Annotated in this window: 11 protein-coding genes; 3 read left to right on the top strand and 8 right to left on the bottom strand. The window is 43.3% G+C overall.

Annotation, left to right across the window (positions count from 1 at the left end):
- The first annotated feature begins 195 nt into the window (after positions 1-195).
- On the top strand, positions 196-768 hold the full coding sequence (locus MICAI_RS07635; RefSeq protein WP_369751904.1) for a choice-of-anchor R domain-containing protein: 573 nt from the start codon (positions 196-198) through the stop codon (positions 766-768).
- Between the two features lie 185 nt (positions 769-953).
- On the opposite strand, the gene MICAI_RS07630 is transcribed toward MICAI_RS07635, so the two are convergent.
- The 3 genes from MICAI_RS07630 to MICAI_RS07620 form a co-directional block, all read right to left on the bottom strand.
- Entirely contained in the window at positions 954-1,247 is a 294-nt protein-coding gene (locus MICAI_RS07630) for a hemolysin XhlA family protein (RefSeq protein ID WP_008199924.1), read from the bottom strand.
- A gap of 478 nt (positions 1,248-1,725) precedes the next feature.
- Positions 1,726-2,508 (bottom strand): endonuclease/exonuclease/phosphatase family protein, encoded by a 783-nt coding sequence (locus tag MICAI_RS07625; protein WP_008199922.1) that lies wholly within the window; start codon positions 2,506-2,508, stop codon positions 1,726-1,728.
- 148 nt (positions 2,509-2,656) lie between these two features.
- On the bottom strand, positions 2,657-4,273 hold the full coding sequence (locus tag MICAI_RS07620) for an ABC transporter substrate-binding protein (RefSeq protein WP_008199920.1): 1,617 nt from the start codon (positions 4,271-4,273) through the stop codon (positions 2,657-2,659).
- 98 nt (positions 4,274-4,371) lie between these two features.
- Here MICAI_RS07620 and MICAI_RS25785 point away from each other — a divergent pair, with 98 nt between their 5' ends.
- The gene (locus MICAI_RS25785) at positions 4,372-4,560 is read left to right on the top strand and encodes a hypothetical protein (RefSeq protein WP_039899800.1); all 189 of its coding nucleotides are present in this window, start codon (positions 4,372-4,374) and stop codon (positions 4,558-4,560) included.
- 418 nt (positions 4,561-4,978) lie between these two features.
- Here MICAI_RS25785 and MICAI_RS07610 read toward each other — a convergent pair whose 3' ends face one another.
- On the bottom strand, positions 4,979-5,533 hold the full coding sequence (locus tag MICAI_RS07610; RefSeq protein WP_008199918.1) for a YqeG family HAD IIIA-type phosphatase: 555 nt from the start codon (positions 5,531-5,533) through the stop codon (positions 4,979-4,981).
- A 116-nt stretch (positions 5,534-5,649) separates the two neighbouring features.
- Positions 5,650-6,273, bottom strand: a complete 624-nt coding sequence (locus tag MICAI_RS07605; protein ID WP_008199916.1) for a class I SAM-dependent methyltransferase — start codon at positions 6,271-6,273, stop codon at positions 5,650-5,652.
- 119 nt (positions 6,274-6,392) lie between these two features.
- Between MICAI_RS07605 and hemH the strand changes: the two genes are divergently transcribed.
- Positions 6,393-7,556 carry a ferrochelatase gene (gene hemH / locus MICAI_RS07600; RefSeq protein ID WP_008199914.1) on the top strand — a complete coding sequence of 388 codons (1,164 nt, stop codon included), beginning with the start codon at positions 6,393-6,395 and terminating at the stop codon, positions 7,554-7,556.
- Positions 7,557-7,651: 95 nt separating this feature from the next.
- On the opposite strand, the gene MICAI_RS07595 is transcribed toward hemH, so the two are convergent.
- The 3 genes from MICAI_RS07595 to MICAI_RS07585 form a co-directional block, all read right to left on the bottom strand.
- Positions 7,652-7,903, bottom strand: a complete 252-nt coding sequence (locus tag MICAI_RS07595) for a hypothetical protein (RefSeq protein ID WP_008199912.1) — start codon at positions 7,901-7,903, stop codon at positions 7,652-7,654.
- A gap of 82 nt (positions 7,904-7,985) precedes the next feature.
- Positions 7,986-9,111, bottom strand: a protein-coding gene (gene prfB / locus MICAI_RS07590) for a peptide chain release factor 2 (protein ID WP_106909843.1) whose coding sequence is annotated in 2 segments (ribosomal slippage) — positions 7,986-9,038 and positions 9,040-9,111 — 1,125 coding nt in all. Because the reading frame shifts where the segments join, the coding sequence is not laid out codon by codon here.
- A 261-nt stretch (positions 9,112-9,372) separates the two neighbouring features.
- A complete protein-coding gene (locus MICAI_RS07585) occupies positions 9,373-10,485 on the bottom strand; it encodes a DUF3747 domain-containing protein (protein WP_008199906.1) in 1,113 nt (370 codons plus the stop codon).
- Positions 10,486-11,045: the final 560 nt, after the last annotated feature.

The following is an 11,045-nucleotide window of genomic DNA, read 5'->3' as shown; positions in this document are numbered from 1 at the left end:
AAATATCATACCAGACGGTAAATGATGACAAAATCTAATCAATAGTTGAACAGAAGAGACAGCTGCCATAGAATTAAGGCAATCTTTCTGAACTTTTTTAGAAATCATGAAAACCTTACCTGTGTCTTTGGTGTTAGCGGGCATTAGCAGTTCTCTTGTACTAACGGGGGGGTAAACCCTGTCCGCGCGGCGGTTCTGATCGGGAATCTCCCACAAACGAATGATAATAATAGTACTACTTTAAGTGGTGTTAGTGTTATAAAAGCACTCGCCTTTACCCTGCCCGCGGGTAACAATTACAGCCTCGACAACGCCATCCTGCGACTCGGTGGCTACCAAACCGGAGTGGCTCCCCTCGTCCAGATCCGCAATGATGTCGGGGGTAGCAATCCGGGCAGTACCGTCCTCGCCAGTTTCACCAATCCCACCCCTCAAGGACTGGGAGTCTTTAACTACACCTTCACTCCCACTGGCCCCTTCACGTTTACCGCCGGTACTAAATACTGGTTATACGTTACCAGCACCAGTGGAGCTTTCGGCTGGAACGCCTCTTCTCCTAGCCAAACCCCGACGGGCATCGCCACGTTATCGGGAAACCGGTTTGCTAATGGAGCGAGTTTCTTTGCCAGTATCACTTCTAACAGTTTCCAGATCAACACAGCCGACATACCCCCCTCGGTCGCCACTCCCGAACCTGGTGCGATCGCGGCGTTGTCCCTGTTCGGATTGGGTTTACTGGGGGTTAAAGGTCGTCGGAACAAGGGATAAGTTGCCGTAGGTTGATTCATGAATCAACCTACCCTAACCCCCCCGATGTCGGGGGGGCAAGGGGGGGGGAAGCTTTTAAGCTGTAGGTTGGGTTGAACGATAGTGAAACCCAACAACCGAGGATTTATGTCGGGTTTCGTTGCCTCAACCCGACCTACGAATTTACTATACAAACGGGGAAACTTTTAAGGATTAGGGATCGATCGCACCAGCAGAGTCAGAATACTGGTTAATACTGCCACTACCACGGGAATAATCAACGATTTTGCTCCCTTAAGGTCGGATACATCCTTAATTAAAGCGTTCTGTGTTCCCTCTACTTTTTCCAATCGCCTATCAATACTTTTGAGTTCGGTTTTCACCTCGGCCATATCTACTTTTAGATCGGTGACATCTTTCTGTAAAGAGTCTAACTTGCCTTCGATTCTTGTTAGAACAGTTTCTAGGGAATAGGTGATAGTGACGGGGGATTGACTCATCTGAATTTCGGGGAATATTCGATCGCCTAGTAATATTGTAGGCTGTTTTTGTAGGTGATGCGCTCCTTACCAACGTTCTAAAATCAGTCCATCTACATAATTAAAATCAGTATCATCTGTCACCAATACCCAATTATTTGGCGTTGTCAAATTGAAAGATGATCCGAATCAGCTTGCAACTGAAATTACTTTGATAGCAGGGATTGCATTGCATCTTTCATATTCTGATCTGACAACGCCCAAAAATAACCTTTATAGTTAAGCTAAAACTCCCTAGTACAAAACTGCCAGTTTGAAGCAAATTTAACCCAGTTCTCCCCACAAAAGTCGGGATAATTCCTAGTAAAGTCGTCATAAAAATACCACTGGTTAAGTTTTTTCCTGTTTAAAACACTTAAGAAATTTAACTATTGAATTACCAAAGTCTGCTGCAGCTTTCCCCCTCTATATATTTGCTAAATACAAAAATAATCTATTTTTAGGGCAAGGTAAAAGCAGCAATTACGGGATAATGATCGGAAGGAATAAGATTCAGCCAACGGGAACGATCAACTTTTGCCCAATCTAACTGTAAACGGCTATCATAATAAATGGTATCGATGGCTAAATAAGGAGTATCAGTGTAATTATTAAAGCTCATTTGTTCTGCTAATTCCCAATCTGCTAAAGCGTCCTTTAATTTAATGTCTGACTGGAGAGGTTGAGTTAAAATCTGACGGGGTAATTGCTGAGAATTAACATTAAAATCCCCCGTTAAAAATAGGTAATCTTCTGTTAAATCTAGTTGACAAAAATGCTCCTGTATGCACTTAGCACCTAAGTCCTTAGCTTTGTCGCTATAGTAATCGAGATGGGTGTTATAAAACTGCAAAGTTTGCCCCTCAAGAGTGCGAAATTTAGCCCCCGTTACCATGCGGGGATAAGGATTACCCCAAGCTTCGGTAATACTGCCAATAATATCGGGGGTTTCTGATAGCCAAAATTCGTATATTTCTAAACATTTTAACCGACTTGGTTGATATAAAATTGCACAATGTTCATCTAATCCTGTCCCCCTGCGATCGCTGCCTAGACTTTGGTATTTTGGCAATAAACGGTGTAGATCCAATAATTGATTAGCGCGAGCCTCCTGAGTACCAATTATATCAGGAGAATAGTGAGCAATTAAAGCCGCTACTGCTTCCCTTCTTACTCGCCAATTACGCTCATCGGGATCGGGTTTATCGTAGCGAACATTAAAGGACATTGCTGTTAGTTTCATAGCAAAATGGAGAATGGAAGAGATGGAAGGGAGAAGGAAGTGGGGAGTTTTGTCAGTGAACAGTAAACAGTAATCAGTGAACTGAAAACTCACATCTGATAACTGATAACTGATAACTGATTCAAGGCTGACTCCTAATAATTAATTATCAGGATTTTTTGGCAATTGTCCAGAAGGGAAAAGTTTGACTGGGATTGATGATAACTCCCCTGATGCCATGGCGAGCAAAAGCGTATTCCTTGGTTTGCCAAAGGGGAATATAGGGAACTTCATCGGCGAGAATTTCTTGAATTTTGCCAAAAATTTGCTTTCTTTTAGCTGGGTTACTTTCCTGACGGGATTGGGCGATTAATTGATTCATTTCTTGACTGTAAAAAAATGAGCCTTGACTTTGCGAGCCGCCTTCTTCGCAGCCCGTTTCTGGGGAACCTTTAGCACAATCTAAAAAGGGATAAATATAGTTATCTGCATCCAAAAAATCTGGATACCAATTAGATAGAGCAGTGGTATAAAGTCCCCGGCTAATATTACGGAAAAATGCCGCTCCTAGGATACTATTGGGTTCAAATTGAATCCTATTATCTAAATCCCGTTTTGATAGGGCTTTCAACACTGCCGCCACAGTGCTGGAAGTGATCGATCCGGAGGAGTGCCAAACTTCTACAATTGCGGGTTTTTCCGGACTATAACCAGCCGCTTTTAGTAATTGTTTGGCTTGCTCTATATTATGATTGCCATAACGCTCTTTAAACACTGGTTGTGACTCGGAAAAAGTAGTAGGAATGAGACTAAAAAGAGGGATGCCTTGACCTTGTAAAATGCGATCATTAAGTAAATCTCGATCAACAAGAGAAGCAATGGCTTGTCGCACTAAAATATTATGGGTGGGTTCACTTTTGAGATTGACGCTCATAAAGTTAATTGCTGCCCCAGAAGATTCGATGGCTTGCCATTTTCCCTGGGCTGCTTCTGTGCGTAATTTTTTCACTTGAGGAGCCAGTAAAGATTGATAGGCAATATCCACCGCACCTGTCTGAAAACCGTTAAACAAATTGGCAGGATTCGAGAGATAAATTTGCACATTAACTCCCTTATTTTTGGCCGGTTCTCCCCAATAGCGATCGAAGGCTTCTAAACTAAAAGAATCGCTGGTAACTGCTTTTAATCGATAATGTCCTGTGCCGATAAATTCTTCGGGTTTAAATTTACCCTCGCCAATTTGATAAAATTTGGGTGAAACCGCACAGGCTCCGGGATAAGCTAAAAGAGCGGGAAATGCGGCAAAAGGTCTGGTTAGTTTAATAGTAATTTCGTCTTCTTTGGTAACGGTGATTTTATCAATTGTATCCCGGAGAAGAAAGGAAGGTTCACCACCATTTTTGATAAATCTTTCTAGGGAAAACTTCATCGCCTCTGCGTTAAAAACCGTGCCATCATGAAAAATAACTCCTCGACGTATTGGGATAGTATAAGTCAAACCATCGGGGCTAATTTGGGGCAATTCCGTGGCGAGGAGAGGCTTTAAATTAGTGGTTCCTTCGGCGTAGGTGTAGAGAGTTTCACCGAGATTATAAATAATAAAAAGTCCCGCTAACTCATAACTATCGGCCGGATCGAGCGAGCGTGGTTTTAGGGTTGTCCCAATCATCAGGCGATCGCTATCCCCCCGGGGTAAATTGGAATTAGTGGACTGACAGCCCACGATCAGAAGAAGACAGAGGCAAAATAAACTTAAATAGCGGTAAAGTTGGCGTAAAGGTCTCATCGAGGGCGATTAACGGCAGCTAGGTATCGATCGATCCTATCATTTTTGTGCATAATCTTTTCCCTAGGTTCCCTGAAGGAAGTAGGTTGATTGCTTAATTGGTTGGGAAAAATTCTTCAATAACTGCACTGATTACCCAGACAATTAAATTAAATTTTCCGGTTGAGGATGGCAAAAACTTGATTAATTTTGCCAAGGAGAAGACCCAGGGCAGAAAAGGTGTTAAATGGTTCAGAATAGCTGCAGATGTGGAGGCAGATAAACAGGGAAATGGTCAAGATTTTTAAGCCTAGATCAGGTGACAGCAACTGATTAGAAACTCATCTTCTTTTATAAACCTCTTGCATAATTAATTTTTCAGAGTTCAAAAACGGCAGAAATAAGGATTAAATGGCATAAAGTCTATAATTAGACCATTTAACTGATTATTATTCATTCTTAATTCTCCTAACTACTGACTTGAAAGAGGGTGTGGGGAAAGAAACCTCTTTCATCTGTGGGGGTGACAATTTTTTCATTGGGACTGAGGACTGACTACTGGCTACTGACTCCCAACCCTAACAACAATTTTTGATTTTTACAAGAGGTCTTATCTATTCACTTTCTTATATTTAAGGTCTTTATCTGGGCTGACCTCATTTCAAATTGCCTATAGTATTTCCTACTTTTCGCTATTTTCCTCTATACTTAAGTATTTTTTAATATTTACTTTTGTGAGGATTGGTCAGGTTTTATGAAGTAATGCTGCGGATGCAGGGAAACGCCGAGAATTTGTGATATCCACACCTCAAAATCGTGGATTGGATAAGCTTGCCCCCCAGTCAAGGGATTTACCATTGGTTTCACCAGAATGGTAAACATTCCCAGACGATTTCCCGCTAAAACATCGGTAAACAAGCGATCGCCAACCATGGCAATTTGTTGGGGGGGGAGTCCCATGGCTGCCATCGCTTGCCGGAGTTTGCGTCGAGATGGTTTCACCGCACCGAGAAGGTAGGGAAGTTGTAAATTATCAGCGATCGCACCGATCCGATTTTCACTGAGATTATTGCTGACCAACCAAATCGGTAGATAAAGACGCAAGGAATCGACCCAACGCTGTAAATCGTCAGAAACCGTGGTTTCCTGAAGGGGAACAAGGGTATCGTCCACATCGAGAATCAATCCCTTAATCTGATGCTGACTCAAAATCTCCAGAGTGAGACCGAGAATCGTATCCCCTAAAATTAAATCGGGTTGTAGAATTTTTGCTCTAGTCATTAACTTCTCAAAAGTAACTGGCACTGAGTCGATCAAACTCAGCTTGATTAAAAAACCGTTGCCTTATTAAGTATAAATGACCGACTGCCCCTGAAAATAATGCCAGATCCATCCCTTCACTTGGCCGCTTGAATCACCTGTAAACTACCACCAGCGTATAATTTTTGTTGACAATCACGAAAACCGATCGCCTGTAAAGATTGGATCAGGTCCCTATCGATAAACTGCCAAGCGGTATGGGTTTCAAATAATTGCAAAAATAGGGCCAAAGAGGGCCAAAAAAGCGGGTTAGTGGGTCGATGAAAATCCACGAGGGCAAAAATTCCCCCCGGTCTGAGAACTCGATACACTTCTTTAAGGATTTCCTCTAACTGCTCCGGCTCCATTTCGTGGAGAGCGGCGCTAGTATGAACAAAGGCGAATTCTCCGGCACTAAAGGGCATTTTTTCGGCTAATCCCTCCACATAATGCCCTTGCGGCACCGCTAAACTAGCTCGCTCCAGGGCCCGGGGAGAGACATCTAAACCAGTACAGCGATCGGATAGGAGGACTAAATAACGGGTGGTTTGACCCGCACCACAACAGAGATCCAGGATAGGGTCATTTTTAGCGATTTTTAAATCTTCTAGGGCCAATTGCCGAAAACGAGGCTCCCCACCCACCGCTAGGGCAGCCAGACGGGAGATACCATCGTAAAGCCATTGATATTGATAACTGAGGGGACGTAAAATTGTAGCCAAGATCAACCTCCAAGATTTGATTAAGTTCTATATTGTCTGTAATTTGTTTTAACGGTTCCACCGATATATTGTTAAACTTGGTAAAGAATCTGAAAATTTAAAAATTATCTGTTAACACTATGGGTCGCGTTGGGGTTCTATTATTAAATTTGGGTGGGCCGGAGCGGTTAGAGGATGTGCGTCCTTTTCTATTTAACCTTTTTTCTGACCCAGAGATCATCCGTTTACCGATCAAAGGATTACAAAAACCGTTAGCTTGGTTAATATCGACGCTAAGAGCGAGTAAATCCCAAGAGAATTACCGTCAGATTGGTGGTGGCTCCCCTTTACTCAAGATTACGGAAGCACAGGCCACGGCACTGCAACAACGTCTCGCGGAAATGGGCCGCGAGGTGAGCGTTTATATCGGGATGCGTTACTGGAATCCCTTCACCGAAGAAGCGATCGAGCGGATTAAACGGGATCATATCAAAAAATTAGTTATTCTTCCTCTTTATCCCCAATTTTCCATCAGCACCAGTGGTTCCAGTTTTCGTGTACTGGAGGAAATGTGGCAGCAGGATCCCTATCTGCGTTTGACGGAATATACTCTCATCCCCTCTTGGTACGATCATCCCACTTATCTGAGTGCTATGGCGGATCTGATTGCGCGAGAATTAGAGCAGTGTCCTAATCCTGACCAAGTACATATCTTTTTTAGCGCCCATGGTGTCCCCCAAAGTTATGTGGAGGAAGCGGGAGATCCCTATCAAAGGCAAATTGAAGAATGCACTAGGGCGATCATGCGTACACTAAACCGACCCAATCAGTACACTTTAGCCTATCAAAGTCGCGTTGGTCCGGTAGAATGGCTAAAACCCTATACTGAAGATGCTCTAAAAGGGTTGGGAGAGCAGGGAATTAAGCATTTATTGGTCGTTCCGATTAGCTTTGTCTCGGAACACATCGAAACTCTGCAAGAAATCGATATAGAGTACCGAGAAGTGGCGGAAGAAGCGGGAATTGAACATTTTCAGCGAGTACCGGCTCTTAACACTCACCCGATGTTTATCGAATCTCTCTCCCAGTTAGTGGTCAAATCCCTAGAGGAAAACCCCACCACTTTCGAGCAAATTACCCGTCCGAAGGCGAATATGAAAATGTATCCCCAGGAGCGTTGGGAATGGGGAATGACCACGGCAGCTGAGGTGTGGAATGGTCGATTAGCGATGATCGGTTTTCTGGCAATTATTATCGAATTAATTACCGGTCAAGGACCGTTACATTTTGTTGGTTTATTATAAACCCGAGCTTCGGTGCCATTGCTTTTGATGGTAACTACCAGAATAAGGTTGGGTTAAATATAGTTAAACCCAACCATTGGCGATTTTATCTTCTCTTAGGACATCATATTAGCAGAACGAACATTAACTTTAACCTCTAGCCTGCCATTGCCGAGCATATCTAACCCAGTGACGCTAAACAGATTAGCTTTAATCCCCCTTTCCTGAAAATTAGCCTGTAATTCTTTGATGAGAACCTCTTCCACTTTCCCTTCATCATCTGCTAGAGCTTGGACGATTTTAGCGGCAAAAGAGCCAATTTTTTCGCTTAATATTTCTTCCACATTGGTAATCTCGATAATAACCATTGATTTTTCTTCTTAGTAGAGGACAAATAGCTTAACAAGCCAATAAGAACAGAATTTGCGAGAAAATAGAGCTGCTCTCATCTTAGGAATCAGTATAACCCGCACTGTTCCCCCCCAAACGTAAATAGGCTTCAATAAAGCTATCTAAATCCCCATTCATTACCCCGCTAACATCGGTGGTTTCCACATTACTACGCAGATCCTTAACTAATTGATAGGGATGAAAAACATAGTTACGGATTTGATTGCCCCAAGCGGCCTCCACCATATCTCCGCGAATTTCGGCGATCGCTTGAGCCTGTTGTTCCCGAGCAATAATTAACAATTTCGCTTTTAATAAAGCTAGGGCTTTTTCTTTATTTTGTAGTTGCGATCGCTCTTGGGTACAACGCACAGCGATACCTGTGGGAAGATGAACTACACGCACGGCAGTTTCCACTTTATTAACATTTTGTCCACCTTTTCCCCCGGATCTAGTGGTGGTAATTTCTAAATCTTTATCGGGAATTTCTACCCTCACCGCATCATCGCCCAAAATTGGCATCACTTCCACCCCGGCGAAACTGGTTTGACGTTTACCATTAGCATTAAAAGGGGAAATTCTGACTAACCGATGGGTGCCTTTTTCTCCTTTCAGATAACCGTAAGCATAAGTTCCGGCAATCTCAATTGTCACCGATTTAATTCCCGCTTCATCTCCTTCTGATATTTCCGCTAAAGTGACTTTATAACCCTGTTTCTCGGCCCAGCGAGAATACATTCTCAGGAGCATTTCTGTCCAATCTTGGGCATCGGTTCCCCCGGCCCCCGCATTAATCGTTAAAACTGCTCCTTTTGCGTCGTAGGGACCATTTAAAAGCTGTTGCAATTCCCAGCGATCGAGGTCATGCTGTAAATGGGTTAAATTGTCCGTCGCTTCTTCTAGTAAAGTTCGATCGGATTCTAATTCTAATAACTCGATAATTGCCTTAGTATCTTCTAATTGTTCACACCAACCCTGATAGGTTTCTAAAGAAGATTTACATTCATTTAGTTCTTGCAGGGTTTTTTGAGCAGTATCGGGGTTATCCCAAAAAGTGGGGACGGCTGCCACCTGTTCTAAGTCTTTAATTTTCGCCCTTAAAGTGGGTAAGTCAAAGATAGTCCTGGGTTTTACCCAGGCGCAATCCTACTATCTCGATACCTTTTTTTAGTTCCGATATTTCCATGTTTTCAGTTATCAGTTATCAGTTATCAGTTATCAGTTATCAGTTATCAGTTATCAGTTATCAGTTATCAGTTATCAGTTATCAGTTATCAGTTACTCTAGGAGTCAGGAGTCAGGAGGCCGGAGTTGAGAGTTGGGGTTTTAGGGTTTTGGGGTTTTAGTTGAAATTCCCCCATTTCCCCATTTCCCCATTTTCCCATTTTCCCATTTTCCCATTACCCCTATGCACTCTCTGTTCCCCGTTACGCAGTTCCAGCGTTCCCTAAAATGGTACGATCGATCCGCGCAGGGGGGCAAGACTTTGTAAAGCGTTTTCAGCCTTATCACGACTACTAAACGCGCCTATTTGCCAGACGCGACGACCTTGGTGGGAAGTGGGGAAAGCGTCGGGATAGAGAGAACGAACCCTAGTGCGATCGCTATCGGTTTTAGCTTCAATTACTACTTTAAAACCTTTGCGGCCAGTATTGCTCATATTACCACTACTGGGATTAGCAGCTGGTCGATTAAAAGTGATTACGTCTGATAAACTTCTCTGATTGCCTAAATTACGCGGTGGCGGTGGTGGTACAATTGCATTACTATTCTGGGAATTGGGAGGAGTTAGGGGGGGCAAATTAGGGGTAACTGGGGACGGTGGCGTTAAATTTGGTTCTGGTGCTGGATTATTGACCGCTGGCTGAGGATTGCTCTCTACTGCTGTTTCTGCAGCCGTAAAGGTATATTCTCGCACTTCGGGATTAGCAGAAGGATTAACCGGTGTTTCTGCTTTGACGGATTCTCTGGGGAGGGAATAACTATTACCCGCGAGTAATTCCGGGGGAGGATTGAAACTGGGACTATCAGCAGTTAGATAGATATGACTGAGATTTTGACCGGCTAGACTGCGTTTAGTAAAGCGCCAGCCATCGATGAGATAAATTTGGATTAAACCGGTCCCTAAACCTTTAGTCCGTCCAATAATTACCTCCGATTGCCTGGGATTGCGGGGGGTTCCCACGAGGACTAATTCCCCGTTGCGTTGTACGATACGCAGCAGGTATTCTAAACCGTAATCTTTGCCCTGAATGCGAAGGGAATAACCGTTACTGTCGGTGGCCCGTTCACAACTGCCGGTAAAATCGAAATCGAGGAGAAGAGGCTGAACAATGGTCGGTTCTCTGCCATTTACCGCCCAACATTGGCGTTTACCGGGGATTTGTTGCAAAATCAGTAAATCGTATTTACCGTTACCGTAGGGTCGGGCAATAGCGATAAAATCTTCTTGATTAACTTCTCTTTGTTCAAAGAGAGTTGCTTGACTGGGTGTCGTCAGGAGACAACCCCCCAGAAGTGAAAACAGTAGGGTAAATTTTAAGGATGATTTTAGATTCATAAATAGGGAGCGTTGTTATAGAGATTGTACTTGCATTTATTTTATCGATCTAGACGTAAGCGAGAGAATTTTGTTTTCTTGGAAGATAAGTACCTAACAAAATTAATTACACATCTAAGCCACTACTCCGTCAGACTTCTGGTGTGAGGAAACAGTGAACTGAAAACTCAAATCCGATCCCTAATAGCTGTCTCCCGTCTCCCGTCTCCCGTCTCCCGTCTCCCGTCTCCTGTCTCGACTAGGAAATTAATTTTGCACGACTACTTATTTAGGGTTTGCTCAATAAATCTAAAAACCTTGTTGGGTAAAACTTTTAGACTTTTTCGTTTCCAAAAAGTACCATATCTAGGGTTTGCTGAATAAATCTAAAAACCTTGTTGGATAAGGCTTTTAGACTTTTTTTCCCTGAAAAAGTGCCTACCATTGGAGTGATTGGGGGGAAAATTTAGGGATTTTTTCCCTGAAAATTAGGTAATTGACCACCTGAAAATGGGTAAAACCCCACACCCCACACCCCACCCCCCCGATGTCGGGGGGGTTGGGGGGGCCACACCCTGCCC

The organism is Microcystis sp. T1-4, from assembly GCF_000297435.1.
In the GTDB taxonomy this organism is placed as follows: domain Bacteria; phylum Cyanobacteriota; class Cyanobacteriia; order Cyanobacteriales; family Microcystaceae; genus Microcystis.
Note: the sequence above shows the minus strand (reverse complement) of the source record. Positions and strands in the feature narration are given on the sequence as shown.

Coding starts and splice junctions, on each gene's coding strand:
- MICAI_RS07630 (WP_008199924.1), bottom strand. CDS start 1,247: ATGAGTCAATCCCCCGTCACTATCACCTATTCCCTAGAAACTGTTCTA.
- MICAI_RS07625 (WP_008199922.1), bottom strand. CDS start 2,508: ATGAAACTAACAGCAATGTCCTTTAATGTTCGCTACGATAAACCCGAT.
- MICAI_RS07620 (WP_008199920.1), bottom strand. CDS start 4,273: ATGAGACCTTTACGCCAACTTTACCGCTATTTAAGTTTATTTTGCCTC.
- MICAI_RS07610 (WP_008199918.1), bottom strand. CDS start 5,533: ATGACTAGAGCAAAAATTCTACAACCCGATTTAATTTTAGGGGATACG.
- hemH (WP_008199914.1), top strand. CDS start 6,393: ATGGGTCGCGTTGGGGTTCTATTATTAAATTTGGGTGGGCCGGAGCGG.
- MICAI_RS07595 (WP_008199912.1), bottom strand. CDS start 7,903: ATGGTTATTATCGAGATTACCAATGTGGAAGAAATATTAAGCGAAAAA.
- MICAI_RS07585 (WP_008199906.1), bottom strand. CDS start 10,485: ATGAATCTAAAATCATCCTTAAAATTTACCCTACTGTTTTCACTTCTG.